The 19,011-nt window shown below is 59.1% G+C and carries 20 protein-coding genes; all 20 read left to right on the top strand.

Going from position 1 to position 19,011, the window contains the following annotated elements; all coding sequences use genetic code 11:
• Positions 1-603 precede the first annotated feature (603 nt).
• Positions 604-738 carry a 50S ribosomal protein L34 gene (gene rpmH / locus LOY33_RS25900; protein WP_002551315.1) on the top strand — a complete coding sequence of 45 codons (135 nt, stop codon included), beginning with the start codon at positions 604-606 and terminating at the stop codon, positions 736-738.
• 13 nt (positions 739-751) lie between these two features.
• Positions 752-1,156 (top strand): ribonuclease P protein component, encoded by a 405-nt coding sequence (gene rnpA / locus LOY33_RS25895; protein ID WP_196933215.1) that lies wholly within the window; start codon positions 752-754, stop codon positions 1,154-1,156.
• Positions 1,149-1,397, top strand: coding sequence for a membrane protein insertion efficiency factor YidD (gene yidD, locus LOY33_RS25890; protein WP_078481305.1), 249 nt, complete (start codon positions 1,149-1,151; stop codon positions 1,395-1,397). Before rnpA ends, yidD begins: the two co-directional genes overlap by 8 nt.
• A 2-nt stretch (positions 1,398-1,399) precedes the next feature.
• The gene (gene yidC, locus LOY33_RS25885) at positions 1,400-3,082 is read left to right on the top strand and encodes a membrane protein insertase YidC (RefSeq protein ID WP_258660581.1); all 1,683 of its coding nucleotides are present in this window, start codon (positions 1,400-1,402) and stop codon (positions 3,080-3,082) included.
• An 83-nt stretch (positions 3,083-3,165) separates the two neighbouring features.
• The gene (mnmE, locus tag LOY33_RS25880; protein WP_043860673.1) at positions 3,166-4,536 is read left to right on the top strand and encodes a tRNA uridine-5-carboxymethylaminomethyl(34) synthesis GTPase MnmE; all 1,371 of its coding nucleotides are present in this window, start codon (positions 3,166-3,168) and stop codon (positions 4,534-4,536) included.
• A 514-nt stretch (positions 4,537-5,050) separates the two neighbouring features.
• Positions 5,051-6,943, top strand: a complete 1,893-nt coding sequence (mnmG, locus tag LOY33_RS25875; protein ID WP_054916064.1) for a tRNA uridine-5-carboxymethylaminomethyl(34) synthesis enzyme MnmG — start codon at positions 5,051-5,053, stop codon at positions 6,941-6,943.
• Positions 6,940-7,590 (top strand): 16S rRNA (guanine(527)-N(7))-methyltransferase RsmG, encoded by a 651-nt coding sequence (gene rsmG, locus LOY33_RS25870; RefSeq protein ID WP_258660573.1) that lies wholly within the window; start codon positions 6,940-6,942, stop codon positions 7,588-7,590. The genes mnmG and rsmG overlap by 4 nt, the downstream gene beginning before the upstream one ends.
• A gap of 18 nt (positions 7,591-7,608) precedes the next feature.
• Positions 7,609-8,403 carry a ParA family protein gene (locus tag LOY33_RS25865; protein WP_043860671.1) on the top strand — a complete coding sequence of 265 codons (795 nt, stop codon included), beginning with the start codon at positions 7,609-7,611 and terminating at the stop codon, positions 8,401-8,403.
• 9 nt (positions 8,404-8,412) lie between these two features.
• Positions 8,413-9,285: a ParB/RepB/Spo0J family partition protein gene (locus LOY33_RS25860; protein ID WP_043860670.1), complete on the top strand. Its 873-nt coding sequence runs from the start codon at positions 8,413-8,415 to the stop codon at positions 9,283-9,285.
• Between the two features lie 149 nt (positions 9,286-9,434).
• Positions 9,435-9,842 (top strand): F0F1 ATP synthase subunit I, encoded by a 408-nt coding sequence (locus LOY33_RS25855; protein WP_043860669.1) that lies wholly within the window; start codon positions 9,435-9,437, stop codon positions 9,840-9,842.
• 16 nt (positions 9,843-9,858) lie between these two features.
• A complete protein-coding gene (atpB, locus tag LOY33_RS25850; RefSeq protein WP_043860668.1) occupies positions 9,859-10,728 on the top strand; it encodes a F0F1 ATP synthase subunit A in 870 nt (289 codons plus the stop codon).
• Between the two features lie 142 nt (positions 10,729-10,870).
• On the top strand, positions 10,871-11,128 hold the full coding sequence (atpE, locus tag LOY33_RS25845) for a F0F1 ATP synthase subunit C (protein ID WP_003097235.1): 258 nt from the start codon (positions 10,871-10,873) through the stop codon (positions 11,126-11,128).
• A 57-nt stretch (positions 11,129-11,185) separates the two neighbouring features.
• Complete coding sequence (locus tag LOY33_RS25840; RefSeq protein WP_043860667.1) at positions 11,186-11,656, top strand: F0F1 ATP synthase subunit B; 471 nt, start codon at positions 11,186-11,188, stop codon at positions 11,654-11,656.
• 12 nt (positions 11,657-11,668) lie between these two features.
• Complete coding sequence (locus LOY33_RS25835; RefSeq protein ID WP_043860666.1) at positions 11,669-12,205, top strand: F0F1 ATP synthase subunit delta; 537 nt, start codon at positions 11,669-11,671, stop codon at positions 12,203-12,205.
• Between the two features lie 21 nt (positions 12,206-12,226).
• Positions 12,227-13,771 carry a F0F1 ATP synthase subunit alpha gene (atpA, locus tag LOY33_RS25830; RefSeq protein WP_043860665.1) on the top strand — a complete coding sequence of 515 codons (1,545 nt, stop codon included), beginning with the start codon at positions 12,227-12,229 and terminating at the stop codon, positions 13,769-13,771.
• 50 nt (positions 13,772-13,821) lie between these two features.
• A complete protein-coding gene (gene atpG / locus LOY33_RS25825; RefSeq protein WP_054916061.1) occupies positions 13,822-14,682 on the top strand; it encodes a F0F1 ATP synthase subunit gamma in 861 nt (286 codons plus the stop codon).
• A gap of 27 nt (positions 14,683-14,709) precedes the next feature.
• A complete protein-coding gene (gene atpD, locus LOY33_RS25820) occupies positions 14,710-16,086 on the top strand; it encodes a F0F1 ATP synthase subunit beta (protein ID WP_043860663.1) in 1,377 nt (458 codons plus the stop codon).
• A 44-nt stretch (positions 16,087-16,130) separates the two neighbouring features.
• A complete protein-coding gene (locus LOY33_RS25815) occupies positions 16,131-16,550 on the top strand; it encodes a F0F1 ATP synthase subunit epsilon (protein WP_043860662.1) in 420 nt (139 codons plus the stop codon).
• A gap of 127 nt (positions 16,551-16,677) precedes the next feature.
• Positions 16,678-18,045, top strand: coding sequence for a bifunctional UDP-N-acetylglucosamine diphosphorylase/glucosamine-1-phosphate N-acetyltransferase GlmU (glmU, locus tag LOY33_RS25810; RefSeq protein ID WP_054916062.1), 1,368 nt, complete (start codon positions 16,678-16,680; stop codon positions 18,043-18,045).
• A gap of 192 nt (positions 18,046-18,237) precedes the next feature.
• Positions 18,238-19,005 carry a DeoR family transcriptional regulator gene (locus tag LOY33_RS25805; RefSeq protein WP_054916063.1) on the top strand — a complete coding sequence of 256 codons (768 nt, stop codon included), beginning with the start codon at positions 18,238-18,240 and terminating at the stop codon, positions 19,003-19,005.
• Positions 19,006-19,011 lie beyond the last annotated feature (6 nt).

Below are 19,011 nucleotides of genomic sequence, written 5' to 3'. Positions count from 1 at the left end.
GGATATCCCCTGAGTTGAACGCCGGTGAGGCAAAAACAAGCGGCCATTGTACCGACCACCAGCGCAGTTATCCACATGCAGGTGTGTCGAGGGTGGCGATAAATCAGCAGGTTAGTGGCAAAAACGTCACTTTACCGCTGTGAATAAGCCCTGTGGATAACCATGCCTGAGCACTTTGCACAACTGGGGGTCGAAATCGGTGGATAACTGCTCTGTGGATAACAGGCCTTTTAATCCACAGCTTTTGCGCCTGCACAGCACAGCCAGAGCACCGCTTCCCGACAGGGTTTCTTTTCTCTGTACAGTAAGTAGAACAAGGCCTGTAGCGTTCTATCCACAGAAAACAGCTGCCTAAGTTCTATAAGATTTACAAAAAAGCTTTAAATACCTTCTCTTCTTTTTTCTATGTTTAAGCGTCCGGCAAGGCTGTGTCCCTGTCATCCGGGGCACAGGCCTGTGGACGAGCATGCGAAGGCGCCCGGTTTTTTATCCATAAGGAAAAGCTGGTTGGAAATTGACCTATGGCGCTGCTTTCTCTAGAATCGCCGGTCTCTTAAAACGGGGGCCATTCCGGCCCGTTGTCGACGAACCAGGTAACACGCCATGAAACGTACTTTCCAACCAAGCACCATCAAGCGCGCCCGCACTCACGGTTTCCGTGCCCGTATGGCTACCAAGAACGGCCGTGCCGTACTGTCCCGCCGTCGTGCCAAAGGCCGTAAGCGTCTGGCAGTTTGATTTTTCGGCACAGGTGGTGAGTCAGGACTTCAGTCGGGAAAAGCGTCTTCTGACACCCCGACACTTCAAAGCGGTCTTTGACTCTCCATCCGGCAAGGTGCCAGGCAAGAGTCTCTTGCTCCTTGCCCGCGAGAACGGCCTGGATCATCCCCGCCTGGGGCTCGTGATCGGGAAAAAGAGCGTCAAGCTCTCCGTTCAACGCAACCGCTTGAAGCGTTTGATGCGCGATTCGTTTCGTCTCCACCAGCATTTGCTGGCCGGTTGGGACATCGTGATCGTCGCGCGCAAAGGCCTGGGCGACGTAGAAAACCCAGAATTGCACCAACATTTTGGCAAGCTCTGGAAGCGCCTTGCACGCAGTCGGCCCGCTCCAGTGGTTAACAGCGAATCTGCAGGGGTAGACCGTCCAGATGCGTAAACTGGTACTCGTTCCGATCCAGTTTTACCGTTACGCCATTAGCCCTCTGATGGCCAGCCACTGTCGTTTCTATCCGACCTGTTCCACCTATGCGATTGAAGCCATCGAAACACATGGCGCATTGCGCGGTGGATGGTTGACCGCTCGTCGTCTCGGGCGTTGTCATCCGTGGAATGCCGGCGGTTATGACCCGGTTCCGCCTGCTCCCACTTCCCGTACTTCTTCTTCGATAGCCGAGTAATCATGGATATTAAACGCACGATCCTGATCGCCGCCCTGGCAATCGTGTCCTATGTCATGGTCCTCAAGTGGAACCAGGACTACGGCCAGGCTGCCCTGCCGACTCAGAATACTGCTGCCAGCACCGTCGCGCCGGGCTTGCCCGATACCCCGACCGTTGGCACATCCGGCGCCAGCGCTGATGTTCCGAGCGCCACTGCTGAAACCACCCCTGCAGAAATTGCACCGGTTGCTGTCAGCACAGACCTGATTAGGGTCAAGACCGATGTCCTCGACCTGGCTATCAACCCCAACGGCGGTGATATCGCGCAGCTGACCCTGCCGAAATATCCACGTCGCCAGGACCATCCGGAAATTCCGTTCCAGCTGTTCGATAACGGCGGCGAGCGCGTTTACCTGGCTCAGAGCGGCCTGACCGGTGCCAACGGCCCCGATGCACGTGCCGCTGGTCGCCCGCTGTATTCCGCCGAGCAGAAAAGTTATCAACTGGCCGATGGCCAGAACCAACTGGTCGTCGACCTCAAGTTCAGCGACGCGGGTGTGAACTACATCAAGCGTTTCACCCTGAACCGTGGTGAATATGACCTGAAAGTCACTCACATGATCGACAACCAGAGCGGCAAGCCGTGGACAGGCAACCTGTTTGCACAGCTCAAGCGCGATGCCAGCTCCGATCCGTCGTCGAGCACCGCCACCGGTACCGCCACCTATCTGGGCGCCGCCCTGTGGACAAGTGCCGAGCCGTACAAGAAAGTGTCGATGAAGGACATCGACAAAGGTAGTTTGAAAGAAAATGTTACCGGCGGCTGGGTTGCCTGGTTGCAGCACTACTTCGTGACCGCCTGGATTCCCAACAAGTCGGACAACAACGTTGTTCAGACACGCAAGGACAGCCAGGGCAACTACATCATCGGGTTCACCGGTCCGGAGCTGAACGTGGCTGCCGGCGCCCAGGGCGAAACCAGCACGCTGCTGTACGCCGGTCCCAAGAGCCAGGAAAAACTCAAGGCGCTGTCCCCGGGCCTGGAGCTGACCGTCGACTACGGCATCCTGTGGTTCATTGCCCAGCCGATCTTCTGGCTGCTGCAACATATCCATGAGCTGCTCGGCAACTGGGGCTGGTCGATCATCGTCCTGACCATGCTGATCAAGCTGCTGTTCTTCCCGCTGTCCGCTGCCAGCTACAAGTCGATGGCGCGCATGCGTGCCGTGGCACCTAAACTGGCCGCGCTGAAAGAGCAACATGGCGATGACCGGCAGAAGATGTCGCAGGCCATGATGGAGCTGTACAAGAAAGAGAAGATCAACCCGCTGGGCGGCTGCCTGCCGATCCTGGTGCAAATGCCAGTCTTCCTTTCGCTCTACTGGGTATTGCTGGAAAGCGTTGAAATGCGCCAGGCCCCGTGGATGTTCTGGATTACCGACCTGTCGATCAAGGATCCGTTCTTCATCCTGCCGATCATCATGGGCGCGACCATGTTCATCCAGCAGCGCCTGAACCCGACGCCGCCGGATCCGATGCAGGCCAAGGTGATGAAGCTGATGCCGATCATCTTCACCTTCTTCTTCCTGTGGTTCCCGGCAGGTCTGGTGCTGTACTGGGTTGTGAACAACTGCCTGTCGATCGCACAGCAGTGGTACATCACCCGCAAGATCGAAGCGGCGAGCAACAAAGCCACCGCTTGACGGGTTAGCCAGCTAACCTGTGGATAAAACGCCCCCTCGTGGGGCGTTTTGCTATCTGTCGTTTTTGTCTGAGGCCTTCGCTGATGAATGCTCGTCGTGAAACCATCACTGCAATTGCCACTGCCCAGGGTCGTGGCGGTGTAGGAATCGTGCGTATTTCCGGACCGCTGGCCAGCAAGGCCGGGTTGGCCATCACCGGCCGTGAGCTCACCCCGCGGTATGCCCATTACGGCCCGTTCAAGGGCGACGATGGCCTGGTACTGGATGAAGGCATTGCCCTGTATTTTCCCGGGCCCAACTCCTTTACCGGTGAAGATGTACTGGAGCTGCAGGGCCACGGCGGCCCGGTTGTGCTCGACATGCTGCTGCAGCGCTGCGTGGAACTGGGTTGCCGCCTGGCGCGTCCGGGCGAATTCAGCGAGCGCGCCTTTCTCAACGACAAGCTCGACCTCGCGCAGGCCGAAGCCATCGCCGACCTGATCGAGGCCAGTTCTGCACAGGCGGCGCGTAATGCGCTGCGCTCGTTGCAGGGCGAATTCTCCCGCCGTGTGGATAACCTCACCGAAAAACTGATCAGCCTGCGTATCTACGTCGAGGCGGCAATCGACTTTCCCGAAGAGGAAATCGATTTTCTTGCCGATGGCCACGTCCTGCGCATGCTCGAGGAGGTGCGCGAGAGTTTATCCACAGTGCAGCGCGAGGCGGGGCAGGGTGCGCTGTTGCGCGACGGCATGACGGTGGTGATCGCCGGGCGGCCGAATGCCGGCAAGTCCAGCCTGCTCAACGCACTGGCCGGGCGCGAGGCGGCCATCGTGACGGACATCGCCGGTACTACCCGGGATGTGCTGCGCGAACATATCCACATTGACGGCATGCCGTTGCACGTGGTGGACACCGCCGGCCTGCGCGATACCGAAGACCATGTGGAAAAGATTGGGGTGGAACGCGCCCTCAAAGCCATTGGCGAGGCCGATCGGGTGCTATTGGTGGTGGATGCCACGGCACCTGAAGCCGATGATCCGTTCGCATTGTGGCCTGAATTCCTTGAACAGCGCCCCGACCCGGCCAAGGTCACGCTGATTCGCAACAAGGCCGACCTCAGTGGCGACCCCGTGGGCCTGCAGTTGTCCGACGATGGTCACGTCACCATCACCCTCAGTGCCAAGGGCGCCGACCAGGGCCTGGAACTGCTGCGCGATCACCTCAAGGCCTGCATGGGTTACGAACAGACTGCCGAAAGCGGCTTCAGTGCCCGCCGGCGCCACCTGGACGCCCTGCGCCAGGCCAGTTCGCACCTGGACCACGGTCATGCGCAATTGACCCTGGCGGGCGCTGGAGAGCTGCTGGCCGAAGACCTGCGCCAGGCCCAGCAGTCCCTGGGCGAAATTACCGGCGCCTTCAGCTCCGATGACCTGCTGGGGCGCATCTTCTCCAGCTTCTGCATCGGCAAGTAGTCCGTTTATCCACAACGGGGCCGATCCAGGGCCTCGTTGTCGGCTGTCATCCCCCTCAATTTTTTATCCCCTGTCGAGAATTCCGGAACGCTCCGGGGCTTTCGCGTGCCTGTCTTACTCACAAACCGCAGAATAAGCCCTGTGGAAAACCCCGCCTCAGCTCGGTTGATAACCCGGCCTCAAGGCTGGAGATAACTCCCCCTGTTGATAAGTTGGTGTTTCATCCACAGGCTTAAGGCGCTTATCCAGACCCCTCATGGCCACTAGACCACAGCCTTTTGAACCTCTGTACATAAGGTGGAATAAGGGCTGTAGAGGTTTATCCACAGAAATGTGCCTCACTAAGAATAAACATAAAAACAAAGCTTTAATAAAATTCTCTCTCTTTATTTCTATTGTCAGCCACTCATCCACAGGCTGGTTAAATTTTGTTCAAGCGGTTCCTAGAAGGGGGGTAAGTCCCTATACTTGTGCGTTATTCCTATCTATTCCCGAAACAGGCACGAGGTGCGTGGTGGATTTCCCTTCCCGTTTTGAAGTGATCGTCATCGGCGGCGGCCATGCCGGAACCGAGGCTGCGCTTGCGTCTGCACGCATGGGTGTGAAAACCCTGCTGCTGACCCACAACGTGGAAACCCTCGGGCACATGAGCTGCAACCCGGCCATTGGCGGTATTGGCAAGAGCCATCTGGTCAAGGAGATCGATGCGCTGGGCGGTGTCATGGCCCTGGCTACCGACAAGAGCGGTATCCAATTCCGCGTTTTGAACAACCGCAAAGGCCCGGCGGTGCGTGCAACCCGCGCCCAGGCCGACCGCGCCATCTACAAGGCCGTGGTACGCGAGATTCTCGAAAACCAGCCCAACCTGTGGATATTCCAGCAGGCCTGTGACGACCTGATCGTCGAGCAGGACCAGGTACGCGGCGTCGTCACGCAGATGGGTCTGCGTTTCCATGCCGATTCTGTGGTGCTGACCACGGGTACCTTCCTCAGCGGACTTATCCACATCGGTCTGCAGAATTATTCCGGTGGGCGTGCCGGCGATCCGCCGGCCATCGCTCTAGCGCACCGCATGCGTGAGCTGTCGCTGCGCATGGGTCGCCTGAAAACCGGCACGCCGCCGCGTATCGACGGGCGTTCGGTAGATTTCTCGGTGATGACCGAACAGGCCGGCGACACCCCGATACCGGTGATGTCGTTCATGGGCGACAAGGCCATGCACCCGCGTCAGGTCAGTTGCTGGATTACCCACACCAACGAACGCACTCACGAGATCATTGCTTCCAACCTCGATCGTTCGCCGATGTACTCCGGCGTGATCGAGGGCATCGGCCCGCGTTACTGCCCGTCGATCGAAGACAAGATCCACCGGTTTGCCGACAAGCAGAGCCACCAGGTATTCATCGAGCCAGAAGGGCTCAATACCCACGAGCTGTACCCGAACGGGATATCCACATCCCTGCCGTTCGACGTGCAGCTGCAGTTGGTGCGTTCGATTCGCGGCATGGAAAACGCGCACATCGTGCGCCCGGGCTATGCCATCGAATACGACTACTTCGACCCGCGTGACCTGAAGTACAGCCTGGAAACCAAGGCCATCGGCGGGTTGTTCTTTGCCGGCCAGATCAACGGCACCACCGGTTACGAAGAGGCCGGCGCGCAGGGGCTGCTGGCCGGTGCCAACGCCGCGCTGCGTGCACAGGGCCGCGAAAGCTGGTGCCCGCGCCGCGACGAGGCGTACATCGGGGTGCTGGTCGACGACCTGATCACCCTGGGTACCCAGGAGCCGTACCGCATGTTCACCTCGCGGGCCGAGTACCGCCTGATTTTGCGTGAAGACAACGCCGACCTGCGTCTGACCGAAAAAGGCCGTGAACTGGGCCTGGTCGACGATGCACGCTGGGCCGCGTTCAGCGCCAAGCGCGAAAGCATCGAGCGCGAGGAGCAACGCCTGAAGTCCACCTGGGTTCAGCCCAATACCGCGATGGGCCAGGCGATTGTGGATAAGTTCGGCACGCCGCTCAGCCATGAATACAACCTGCTCAACCTGCTGACCCGTCCGGAAATCGACTATGCCGGGTTGGTGGAAGTGACCGGCGGTGGAGAAATCGACCCTCAGGTGGCCGAGCAGGTCGAGATCAAGACCAAATACGCCGGTTACATCGACCGGCAACAGGAAGAAATCGCTCGCCTGCGGGCAAGCGAAGACACCCGCCTGCCCGAGGATATCGACTACGCTGGTATTTCCGGGTTGTCCAAGGAGATTCAGGGTAAGCTCAGCCAGGCCCGCCCAGAGACACTCGGCCAGGCCTCGCGCGTTCCCGGCGTGACCCCGGCGGCTATTTCCCTGTTGCTGATTCACCTGAAAAAACGCGGCGCAGGCCGCGAGTTGGAGCAAAGCGCTTGAGTTCTATGGTCACCCCTCAACACGCCCAGGAGTTGTCCACAGGTGCCTGCCAGCTTGGTGTCGAGCTGAGCGAGGCCCAGCACGCGCAACTGCTGGCTTATCTGGCGCTGCTGATCAAGTGGAACAAGGCTTACAACCTGACTGCAGTGCGCAATCCCGACGAAATGGTGTCCCGCCACCTGCTGGACAGCCTGAGCGTCATGCCGTTTATCCACAGCGACACCGAGCGCTGGCTCGACGTCGGTAGCGGCGGCGGCATGCCGGGCATTCCCCTGGCTATCCTGCATCCGCACAAGCAGGTCACGGTACTGGACAGCAACGGCAAGAAAACCCGCTTCCTCACCCAGGTGAAACTGGAGCTGAAGCTGGATAACCTGCAAGTTATCCACAGCCGGGTCGAGGCGTTCCAGCCGGAACAGCCTTTCTCCGGAATTGTTTCTCGTGCTTTCAGCAGCATGGAGAACTTCACCAATTGGACGCGCCACCTTGGCGACGCCCAGACGCAGTGGCTGGCAATGAAAGGGCTGCATCCGGCTGATGAGCTGGTAGCATTGCCGGCAGATTTCAAAGTGGATAGCGAGCAGGCCTTGACCGTTCCGGGTTGCCAAGGCCAGCGCCATCTGCTGATACTGCGCCGCACGGCATGACTGGGAACACAAGCAAGAATGGCTAAGGTATTCGCGATCGCGAACCAGAAAGGTGGTGTGGGCAAGACCACCACCTGCATCAATCTCGCTGCATCGCTGGTGGCTACCAAGCGCCGCGTGCTGCTGATTGACCTCGATCCACAGGGCAACGCCACCATGGGTAGCGGTGTGGATAAACACGTCCTTGAACATTCGGTCTATGACCTGCTGATCGGCGAGTGCGACCTGGCTCAGGCCATGCACGTGTCCGAACACGGTGGTTATCAACTGCTGCCGGCCAACCGCGACCTCACTGCGGCCGAAGTGGTTCTGCTCGAAATGCAGATGAAGGAGAGCCGGCTGCGCACAGCGCTGGCGCCGATCCGCGAGAGTTACGACTACATCCTGATCGACTGCCCGCCGTCGCTGTCGATGCTGACGCTCAATGCCCTGGTGGCCGCCGATGGCGTGATCATTCCGATGCAATGTGAATACTTTGCCCTGGAAGGCTTGAGCGACCTTGTGGATAACATCAAGCGCATCGCTGCCAAGCTCAATCCGCAGCTCAAGATCGAAGGCCTGTTGCGCACCATGTACGACCCGCGCCTGAGCCTGATCAACGACGTGTCCGCGCAGCTCAAGGAACACTTCGGCGAGCAGCTCTACGATACGGTGATCCCGCGCAACATCCGCCTGGCGGAGGCCCCGAGCTTCGGCATGCCGGCCCTGGCCTACGACAAGCAGTCCCGTGGCGCCCTGGCCTATCTGGCCCTGGCCGGTGAACTGGTACGCCGTCAACGCCGTCAAACCCGCACTGCCGCACAGGCAACTTAAGGAATCCGCATGGCCGTTAAGAAACGAGGTCTCGGACGTGGGTTGGATGCACTGCTCAGTGGTCCTACCGTCAGCGCGCTCGAAGAGCAGGCTGTCAAGGTCGACCAGAAAGAACTGCAACACCTGCCGCTGGACCTGATCCAGCGCGGCAAATACCAGCCCCGTCGGGACATGGACCCGCAGGCCCTTGAAGAACTGGCGCATTCGATCAAGAGCCAGGGCGTGATGCAGCCGATCGTGGTCCGCCCGATCGGCGACGACCGCTTCGAGATCATCGCCGGCGAACGCCGCTGGCGCGCCAGCCAACAGGCCGGCATGGAGACCATCCCGGCGATGGTGCGCGATGTGCCGGATGAAACCGCCATCGCCATGGCGCTGATCGAGAACATCCAGCGCGAAGACCTCAACCCTGTGGAAGAGGCCATCGCGCTGCAGCGCCTGCAGCAGGAGTTCCAGCTGACCCAGCAACAGGTCGCGGATGCTGTGGGCAAGTCGCGGGTGACCGTGGCCAACCTGCTGCGCCTGATCTCGCTGCCGGAAGTCATCAAGACCATGCTGTCCCACGGCGACCTGGAGATGGGTCATGCCCGTGCGCTGCTCGGTTTGCCTGAAGAACAGCAGGTCGACGGGGCGCGACACGTTGTCGCACGAGGCCTGACCGTACGCCAGACCGAAGCCCTGGTTCGCCAGTGGCTCAGCGGCAAGCCCGAGCCGGTGGAGCCGGCCAAGCCCGATCCGGACATCACCCGCCTTGAACAGCGTCTGGCAGAGCGGCTGGGCTCGGCGGTACAGATCCGTCACGGCAACAAGGGCAAAGGCCAGTTGGTGATCCGTTACAACTCCCTGGACGAGTTGCAGGGCGTGCTTGCTCACATCCGCTGAAACAATTCGCTTTGTAGCGCGCAGTCGGAAATCACTACCCAGCAGTTGAATAGGGGTCCAAGCGCCCCTATACTCTGCGCGCATTTTGTCGGCACAAATTATGCCAAGTCATTACTGACTGGTTGGTCGACTTTCGAGGAGCAGTTGTGATGGAGACCCGCACGCCAAACCGCTTGCCTTTCCATCGCTGGGCGGTTTTTCCGGTACTGTTCGCTCAATTTGTCGTGTTGCTGCTGGCATCGTTGGGGGTGTGGCAGTGGCATGGGGTGGTCAGCGGCTATTCGGCACTCTGCGGAGGACTGATCGCCTGGCTGCCGAATCTGTACTTTGCCTACAAGGCGTTCCGTTACACCGGCGCCAGGGCAGCGCAGGCCATCGTCAAGTCGTTCTACGCTGGCGAGGCAGGCAAATTGATTTTGACGGCAGTGCTGTTCGCATTGACGTTCGCAGGAGTGAAGCCATTGGCGCCATTAGCAGTATTCGGCGTCTTCTTGCTGACCCAGTTGGTCAGCTGGTTCGCGCCCCTGCTGATAAAAACGAGACTTTCGAGACCTTAGGGCGTTTGAGGCAAACATGGCAGCAGAAACCGCTTCGGGCTATATCCAGCACCACTTGCAGAACTTGACCTTCGGGCAATTACCAGACGGCGGTTGGGGCTTTGCCCATTCCGCAGCAGAAGCCAAGGCAATGGGCTTCTGGGCGTTCCACGTGGACACCCTGGGTTGGTCCGTTGCGCTGGGTCTGATCTTCATCCTCCTGTTCCGCATGGCGGCGAAAAAAGCGACTTCCGGTCAACCCGGCGGCCTGCAGAACTTCGTCGAGGTGATGGTCGAATTCGTCAACGGCAGCGTCAAGGATTCGTTCCACGGCCGCAGCCCGGTCATCGCACCGCTGGCCCTGACCATCTTCGTGTGGGTGTTCCTGATGAACGCCGTCGACCTGATCCCGGTCGACTGGATCCCGCAACTGGCGATGCTGATCTCCGGTGATCCGCACATCCCGTTCCGTGCCGTATCCACCACCGACCCGAACGCCACCATCGCGATGGCCTTCTGCGTGTTCGCGCTGATCATCTTCTACAGCATCAAGGTCAAGGGCATCGGCGGCTTCATCGGCGAGCTGACCCTGCACCCGTTCGGCAGCAAGAACATCTTCGTCCAGATCCTGCTGATCCCGGTCAACTTCCTGCTGGAATTCGTGACCCTGATCGCCAAGCCGATCTCGCTGGCCCTGCGTCTGTTCGGCAACATGTATGCCGGCGAGCTGGTGTTCATCCTGATCGCCGTGATGTTCGGTGCCGGTCTGCTGTGGCTGAGCGGCCTGGGCGTGGTGCTGCAATGGGCGTGGGCTGTGTTCCACATCCTGATCATCACCCTGCAAGCGTTCATCTTCATGATGCTTACCATCGTCTACCTGTCGATGGCTCACGAAGATAACCATTAAGACCGCCTGGCGTGTCTGAGGCCTCTCCGCCGGGGTGGGGGGAGGCCGAAAAAGTCCGCAAGGGCAGCTGTACCAAACGATTTTGTTTTACCGCTTCAAACTAAAAAACCTAACCAATACGACGTAAAAGTCGGGAGGAAAGATGGAAACTGTAGTTGGTCTTACCGCTATCGCTGTTGCTCTGCTGATCGGCCTGGGTGCCCTGGGTACCGCCATTGGTTTCGGCCTGCTGGGCGGCAAGTTCCTGGAAGGCGCTGCTCGCCAGCCAGAAATGGTTCCGATGCTGCAAGTCAAAATGTTCATCGTCGCCGGTCTGCTCGACGCCGTGACCATGATCGGTGTTGGTATCGCTCTGTTCTTCACCTTCGCTAATCCCTTCGTTGGTCAAATCGCTGGCTAATCACTCGAATTTTCGAGTGGATTGGTGTGATGGACTTAGAACGAGCGAGGTGTTGGCGTGAACATTAATGCAACCCTGATTGGCCAGTCCGTTGCGTTCTTCATTTTTGTACTGTTTTGCATGAAGTTCGTGTGGCCTCCGGTCATCGCGGCTTTGCAAGAACGTCAGAAGAAGATCGCGGAAGGACTGGACGCTGCCAACCGAGCAGCTCGCGACCTGGAGCTGGCCCAAGATAAAGCGGGTCAGCAACTGCGCGAAGCTAAAGCTCAGGCAGCCGAAATCATTGAGCAAGCCAAGAAACGCGGTAACCAGATCGTCGAGGAAGCCCGTGACCAGGCTCGCGTCGAAGCTGACCGTGTGAAGGCCCAGGCTCAAGCCGAGATCGAACAGGAACTGAACGGTGTCAAAGACGCGCTGCGCGCCCAAGTGGGTAGCCTGGCCGTCAACGGTGCTGAAAAGATCCTTGGCGCCACAATCGATCAAAACGCGCATGCGGAGCTGGTTAATAAACTGGCCGCTGAAATTTAAGCGAGGGCGATCATGGCAGAACTGACCACGTTGGCCCGACCTTACGCTAAGGCGGCCTTTGAGCACGCCCAGGCCCATCAGCAACTGGCCAATTGGTCAGCCATGCTCGGCCTGGCTGCTGCAGTGTCTCAAGACGACACAATGCAGCGCCTGCTCAAGGCCCCGCGACTGACGAGCGCAGAAAAGGCCGCCGCGTTTATTGACGTGTGCGGTGACAAGTTCGATGCACAGGCACAGAATTTCATTCATGTTGCCGCGGAAAACGAACGTCTCCTGCTGTTGCCGGAGATTTCGGCTCTGTTCGATCTGTACAAGGCCGAACAAGAGAAATCCGTGGACGTGGAAGTCACCAGTGCTTTTGCGTTGAACCAAGAACAGCAAGACAAACTCGCCAAGGTTCTCAGTGCACGACTCAGCCGGGAAGTGCGCCTGCACGCGACGGAGGATGCCAGCCTGATCGGTGGTGTCGTAATCCGCGCCGGCGACCTGGTTATCGATGGTTCAGTACGCGGCAAAATCGCGAAACTGGCCGAAGCATTGAAATCTTGAGTTTGAAGGGGCAGCAGAGCAATGCAGCAACTCAATCCTTCCGAAATTAGTGAAATCATCAAGGGCCGCATCGAGAAACTCGATGTAGCCTCCCAAGCCCGCAACGAAGGTACTGTCGTCAGCGTTTCTGACGGTATCGTGCGGATTCACGGTCTGGCCGACGCTATGTACGGCGAAATGATCGAGTTTCCGGGCGGCGTGTTCGGTATGGCCCTCAACCTGGAGCAAGACTCCGTTGGTGCGGTAGTACTGGGCGCGTACGACACCCTCGCTGAAGGCATGAGCGCCAAGTGCACCGGCCGCATCCTCGAAGTTCCGGTTGGTAAGGAACTGCTGGGTCGCGTCGTCGACGCACTGGGTAACCCAATCGATGGCAAAGGTCCGCTGAACAACACCGAGACCGACGCTGTAGAAAAGGTTGCACCGGGCGTTATCTGGCGTAAATCGGTAGACCAGCCTGTACAGACTGGCTACAAATCGGTTGACGCCATGATCCCTGTCGGCCGTGGCCAGCGTGAGCTGATCATCGGTGACCGTCAGATCGGCAAGACCGCCATGGCCATCGACGCCATCATCAACCAGAAAGACTCCGGTATTTTCTGTGTGTATGTTGCTGTCGGCCAGAAGCGTTCGACCGTTGCCAACATCGTTCGCAAGCTGGAAGAAAACGGCGCCCTGGCCAACACCATCGTGGTGGTTGCCAGTGCTTCGGAATCCGCCGCACTGCAATTCCTGGCGCCATACGCCGGTTGCACCATGGGCGAGTTCTTCCGTGACCGCGGCGAAGACGCACTGATCGTCTACGATGACCTGTCCAAGCAGGCTGTTGCCTACCGTCAGATCTCCCTGCTGCTGCGCCGTCCACCAGGACGCGAAGCATACCCAGGTGACGTGTTCTATCTCCACTCCCGCCTCCTGGAGCGTGCATCGCGCGTTTCCGAAGAGTACGTAGAGAAGTTCACCAACGGTGCCGTAACTGGCAAGACCGGCTCGCTGACCGCACTGCCGATCATCGAAACCCAGGCTGGCGACGTTTCCGCGTTCGTTCCGACCAACGTGATCTCGATCACCGACGGTCAGATCTTCCTGGAATCGGCCATGTTCAACTCGGGCATCCGTCCTGCAGTGAACGCCGGTGTTTCGGTATCCCGTGTAGGTGGTGCCGCTCAGACCAAGATCATCAAGAAGCTCTCCGGTGGTATCCGTACCGCTCTGGCTCAGTACCGTGAACTGGCGGCATTCGCCCAGTTCGCTTCTGACCTGGACGAAGCCACCCGCAAGCAACTCGAGCACGGTCAACGTGTTACCGAGCTGATGAAGCAGAAGCAATACGCTCCAATGTCCATCGCGGACATGGCGCTGTCGCTGTATGCCGCTGAGCGTGGGTTCCTGACCGACGTCGAAATCACCAAGATCGGCAGCTTCGAACAAGCGCTGATCGCTTTCTTCAACCGTGATCACGCCGAACTGATGGCGAAGATCAACGTGAAGGGTGACTTCAACGACGAAATCGACGCTGGCATCAAAGCCGGTATCGAGAAGTTCAAGGCCACCCAAACCTGGTAAGCCGCAGCGGGGGCTTTGCAGCCCCCGCTTGCTAACCTGATAGGTGTTACATGGCAGGCGCAAAAGAGATTCGCAGTAAGATTGCGAGCATCAAAAGCACGCAAAAAATTACCAGCGCCATGGAAAAAGTGGCGGTCAGCAAGATGCGCAAGGCTCAAATGCGCATGGCTGCTAGCCGTCCCTATGCGGAGCGTATCCGCCAGGTGATTGGTCATCTGGCCAACGCCAACCCGGAATACCGCCACCCCTTCATGATCGAACGCCCTGTCAAGCGCGCCGGTTATGTGGTTGTGAGCAGTGACCGTGGTCTGTGCGGTGGCTTGAACACCAACCTGTTCAAGGCCCTGGTCAAGGACATGGCAGCCAACCGCGAGCAAGGGGTCGAAATCGACCTGTGCGTGGTGGGCAGCAAAGGTGCGGCGTTTTTCCGCAGCTACGGCGGTAACGTCGTTGCAGCGATCAGCCACCTGGGCGAAGAGCCGTCGATCAATGATCTGATCGGTAGCGTCAAGGTCATGCTGGACGCTTACCTGGATGGTCGTATCGATCGTCTGTCCGTGGTATCGAACAAGTTCATCAATACCATGACGCAAGCCCCAACGGTCGAGCAGTTGATTCCGTTGGTTGCAACCCCGGATCAAGAACTCAAGCACCACTGGGACTACCTCTACGAACCTGACGCCAAGGAGCTGCTGGACGGCCTGATGGTGCGTTACGTGGAGTCGCAGGTCTACCAGGCGGTGGTCGAGAACAACGCGGCCGAACAAGCTGCGCGGATGATCGCAATGAAGAACGCCACCGACAACGCCGGCGACCTGATCAGCGAATTGCAGCTGATCTACAACAAGGCGCGTCAGGCTGCGATCACCCAAGAGATCTCGGAAATCGTCGGCGGCGCTGCCGCGGTTTAACGGTTCAAATATTCAGAGGATCCAGCTATGAGTAGCGGACGTATCGTTCAAATCATCGGCGCCGTCATCGACGTGGAATTCCCACGTGACAGCGTGCCGAGCGTGTACAACGCACTGAAAGTACAAGGCGCGGAAACCACCCTGGAAGTTCAGCAGCAGCTGGGCGACGGCGTGGTCCGTACCATTGCGATGGGCTCGACCGAAGGCTTGAAGCGCGGTCTGGACGTCGTCGACAGCGGCGCAGCCATCTCCGTACCGGTCGGTAAAGCGACCCTGGGCCGGATCATGGACGTGCTGGGCAACCCGATCGACGAAGCTGGTCCGATCGGTGAAGAAGAGCGCTGGGGCATTCACCGCGAAGCACCTTCGTTCGCTGACCAGGCAGGCGGCAACGACCTGCTGGAAACCGGCATCAAGGTTATCGACCTGGTCTGCCCGTTTGCCAAAGGCGGTAAAGTTGGTCTGTTCGGTGGTGCCGGTGTAGGCAAGACCGTAAACATGATGGAGCTGATCCGTAACATCGCCATCGAGCACAGCGGTTATTCCGTGTTCGCCGGTGTGGGTGAGCGTACTCGTGAGGGTAACGACTTCTACCACGAGATGAAGGACTCCAACGTTCTCGACAAGGTAGCGCTGGTCTACGGTCAGATGAACGAGCCACCAGGAAACCGTCTGCGCGTAGCGCTGACCGGCCTGACCATGGCCGAGAAGTTCCGTGACGAAGGTAACGACGTTCTGCTGTTCGTCGACAACATCTATCGTTACACCCTGGCCGGTACCGAAGTATCCGCACTGCTGGGCCGTATGCCTTCGGCGGTAGGTTACCAGCCGACCCTGGCTGAAGAGATGGGCGTTCTGCAAGAACGTATCACTTCGACCAAGGAAGGTTCGATCACCTCGATCCAGGCCGTATACGTACCTGCGGACGACCTGACCGACCCGTCGCCAGCCACCACCTTCGCCCACTTGGACGCCACCGTCGTACTGTCCCGTGACATTGCCTCCCTGGGTATCTACCCAGCGGTCGATCCACTGGACTCGACTTCGCGCCAGCTGGACCCGAACGTGATCGGCAACGAGCACTACGAAACCGCTCGCGGCGTTCAGTACGTGCTGCAGCGCTACAAAGAGCTGAAGGACATCATTGCGATCCTGGGCATGGACGAACTGTCCGAGACCGACAAGCAACTGGTTTCCCGTGCTCGTAAGATCCAGCGCTTCCTGTCCCAGCCGTTCTTCGTGGCTGAAGTCTTCACCGGTTCTCCAGGCAAATACGTTTCCCTGAAAGACACCATTGCTGGCTTCAAAGGCATCCTCAACGGTGACTACGACCACCTGCCAGAACAAGCGTTCTACATGGTCGGCGGCATCGAAGAAGCAGTCGAGAAAGCCAAGAAACTGTAATCCCGGCGCCCCGCGAGGGGCGCTAATCAGGTTGAGGCAAGCAGATGGCTATGACAGTCCATTGCGATATCGTCAGCGCGGAAGGAGAGATCTTCTCCGGCCTGGTCGAGATGGTGATTGCGCACGGCAACCTGGGTGATCTTGGTATCGCTCCAGGCCACGCCCCGCTGATCACTAATCTGAAGCCAGGTCCGATCACGCTGACCAAGCAGGGTGGCGCCCAAGAGGTGTTCTACATCTCTGGTGGTTTCCTCGAGGTCCAGCCGAACATGGTCAAGGTGCTTGCCGATACCGTGCAACGTGCTGCCGACCTGGACGAAGCTCAGGCCCAGGAAGCCCTCAAGGCTGCCGAGAACGCCCTGAACGCCAAAGGCGCAGAGTTCGACTACGGCGCCGCTGCCGCACGTCTGGCCGAAGCCGCAGCTCAGCTGCGCACCGTCCAGCAGTTGCGCAAGGGAAGGTAATTCGGCCTACAGGCTGATTGCTTTCGCCGCGATTGAGTTAAAGGGTAGCCTCGGCTACCCTTTTTCTTTTTCTGCATATCTCATTTCGGTCATTCATCGACCTCTCCCCGGATTTGGTAGCCAGTCAATGTCTCTCGATATCGTTATTCTCGCGGCAGGCCAGGGCACACGCATGCGCTCGGCCGTGCCCAAGGTACTGCACCCGGTCGCCGGCAACTCGATGCTTGGCCATGTTATCCACAGCGCCCGCCAGCTCGAGCCCCAGGGTATTCACGTGGTGATCGGACATGGTGCCGAGCTGGTTCGCGAGCGACTGGCTGCCGATGACCTGAATTTCGTGTTGCAGGACAAACAGCTGGGCACAGGCCACGCCGTGGCCCAGGCCTTGCCGGCGCTCAGTGCCGACACCGTGCTGATCCTCTACGGCGATGTACCGCTGATCGAGGTGGACACCCTGCAGCGTTTGCTGGCCAGGGTAAACCCGCAGCAACTGGGCCTGCTCACTGTGACCCTGGCCGACCCGACCGGCTACGGCCGTATCGTGCGCGACGACCAGGGCCAGGTGGCTGCCATTGTCGAGCACAAGGATGCCAGCGACGCACAGAAGGCGATCAATGAAGGCAACACCGGCATCCTTGCCGTACCGGGGGCTCGGTTGGCCGAGTGGCTGGGCCGCCTGTCGAACCACAACGCACAGGGTGAGTACTACCTGACCGACGTGATCGCCATGGCAGTGGCCGACGGCCTGGTGGTGGCCACCGAGCAGCCGCTGGACCCGATGGAAGTGCAGGGCGCCAACGACCGTCGTCAGTTGGCCGAACTGGAGCGTCATTATCAATTGCGCGAAGGTCGTCGCCTGATGGCCCAGGGCGTGACCCTGCGTGACCCGGCGCGTTTCGACGTACGCGGCGAAGTCATCGTGGGGCGTGACGTGCTCATCGACGTCAACGTTATCCTCGAAGGCCGCGTGGTGATCGAGGATGACGTGGTCATCGGCCCGAACTGCGTGATCAAGAACAGCACCCTGCGCAAGGGTGCGGTGGTCAAGGCCAACAGCCACCTCGAAGGTGCCGTGCTGGGCGAGGGCAGCGATGCCGGTCCGTTCGCGCGGCTGCGCCCGGGCAGCGTGCTGGATGCCCGAGCGCATGTGGGTAACTTTGTCGAACTGAAGAATGCCCACCTGGGTGAAGGTGCCAAAGCAGGCCACCTGACCTACCTGGGTGATGCCGAGGTGGGGGCGCGCACCAATATCGGCGCCGGCACCATCACCTGCAACTACGACGGTGCCAACAAATTCCGTACCGTACTGGGCGAGGATGTCTTCATCGGTTCCAACAACTCGCTGGTGGCGCCTGTGGATATCCTTGATGGGGCCACCACCGCTGCAGGGTCCACCATCACCCAGACGGTCGAGGCTGGCCAGTTGGGCGTGGCCCGCGGTCGTCAGCGCAATATCGATGGCTGGAAACGGCCAGAGAAGATCAAGAAGAGCTGAGTTGTCCACAGCTCTGAGAAAGCCGACCGCATTGTGCATAAGTCGGCTTTTTTTTTGCCTGGCATTCGAGTGTGGATAACCTGACCCCAGCAACGCCTTATCCACAAAAATAATTTCATTGCCTGCTTGACCAAATGAAAGCTTTAGGTTTTGATTGACGTAATTATCTTTCGAATCGAAACTTAACTTCTCATGTCGAAACGAAACACACCTCAACGCCGCCACAACATCCTGGCCTTGCTGCATGAGCAGGGCGAGGTGAGTGTGGATGCACTGGCCAAGCGTTTCGAAACCTCCGAAGTCACCATTCGCAAGGACCTCGCCGCGTTGGAGGCCAACGGCCTGCTGCTGCGCCGCTACGGTGGCGCGGTGACCCTGCCTCAGGAACTGTTCGCCGACCAGGGCCAGCCCATCTCTCTCTACAAACAGGCCATCGCTCGTGCCGCCGTGGCGCGGATTCGCGAGCATGCGCGCATCATCATCGACAGCGGCAGCACCACGGCTTCGATGATCCCCGAACTGGGTCAGCAACCGGGGCTGGTGGTGATGACCAACTCGCTGAACGTGGCCCGTGCCTTGAGCGAACTGGAACACGAACCGGTACTGCTGATGACCGGCGGCACCTGGGACCCGCATTCCGAATCGTTCCAGGGCCAGGTTGCCGAGCAGGTACTACGCTCCTACGATTTCGACCAACTGTTCATTGGTGCCGATGGTATCGACCTGGTGCGCGGCACCACCACCTTCAACGAATTGCTGGGGTTGAGCCGGGTGATGGCCGAGGTGGCCCGCGAAGTGATCGTGATGGTCGAGTCGGACAAGGTCGGGCGCAAGATTCCCAACCTGGAGCTGCCCTGGGCCAGCGTGAATACCCTGATTACCGACGAACGCCTGCCCCAGGAGGCACGCGATCAAATTCAAGCCCGCGGCATCAACCTCATCTGTGCCGCTATCAGCTAGGAGCAA

Source organism: Pseudomonas sp. B21-036, from assembly GCF_024748925.1.
Taxonomy (GTDB): Bacteria; Pseudomonadota; Gammaproteobacteria; order Pseudomonadales; family Pseudomonadaceae; genus Aquipseudomonas; species Aquipseudomonas palmensis.
Note: the sequence above shows the minus strand (reverse complement) of the source record. Positions and strands in the feature narration are given on the sequence as shown.

Coding starts and splice junctions, on each gene's coding strand:
- rpmH (WP_002551315.1), top strand. CDS start 604: ATGAAACGTACTTTCCAACCAAGCACCATCAAGCGCGCCCGCACTCAC.
- yidD (WP_078481305.1), top strand. CDS start 1,149: ATGCGTAAACTGGTACTCGTTCCGATCCAGTTTTACCGTTACGCCATT.
- yidC (WP_258660581.1), top strand. CDS start 1,400: ATGGATATTAAACGCACGATCCTGATCGCCGCCCTGGCAATCGTGTCC.
- mnmE (WP_043860673.1), top strand. CDS start 3,166: ATGAATGCTCGTCGTGAAACCATCACTGCAATTGCCACTGCCCAGGGT.
- LOY33_RS25865 (WP_043860671.1), top strand. CDS start 7,609: ATGGCTAAGGTATTCGCGATCGCGAACCAGAAAGGTGGTGTGGGCAAG.
- LOY33_RS25860 (WP_043860670.1), top strand. CDS start 8,413: ATGGCCGTTAAGAAACGAGGTCTCGGACGTGGGTTGGATGCACTGCTC.
- LOY33_RS25855 (WP_043860669.1), top strand. CDS start 9,435: ATGGAGACCCGCACGCCAAACCGCTTGCCTTTCCATCGCTGGGCGGTT.
- atpB (WP_043860668.1), top strand. CDS start 9,859: ATGGCAGCAGAAACCGCTTCGGGCTATATCCAGCACCACTTGCAGAAC.
- atpE (WP_003097235.1), top strand. CDS start 10,871: ATGGAAACTGTAGTTGGTCTTACCGCTATCGCTGTTGCTCTGCTGATC.
- LOY33_RS25835 (WP_043860666.1), top strand. CDS start 11,669: ATGGCAGAACTGACCACGTTGGCCCGACCTTACGCTAAGGCGGCCTTT.
- atpA (WP_043860665.1), top strand. CDS start 12,227: ATGCAGCAACTCAATCCTTCCGAAATTAGTGAAATCATCAAGGGCCGC.
- atpG (WP_054916061.1), top strand. CDS start 13,822: ATGGCAGGCGCAAAAGAGATTCGCAGTAAGATTGCGAGCATCAAAAGC.
- atpD (WP_043860663.1), top strand. CDS start 14,710: ATGAGTAGCGGACGTATCGTTCAAATCATCGGCGCCGTCATCGACGTG.
- LOY33_RS25815 (WP_043860662.1), top strand. CDS start 16,131: ATGGCTATGACAGTCCATTGCGATATCGTCAGCGCGGAAGGAGAGATC.
- glmU (WP_054916062.1), top strand. CDS start 16,678: ATGTCTCTCGATATCGTTATTCTCGCGGCAGGCCAGGGCACACGCATG.
- LOY33_RS25805 (WP_054916063.1), top strand. CDS start 18,238: ATGTCGAAACGAAACACACCTCAACGCCGCCACAACATCCTGGCCTTG.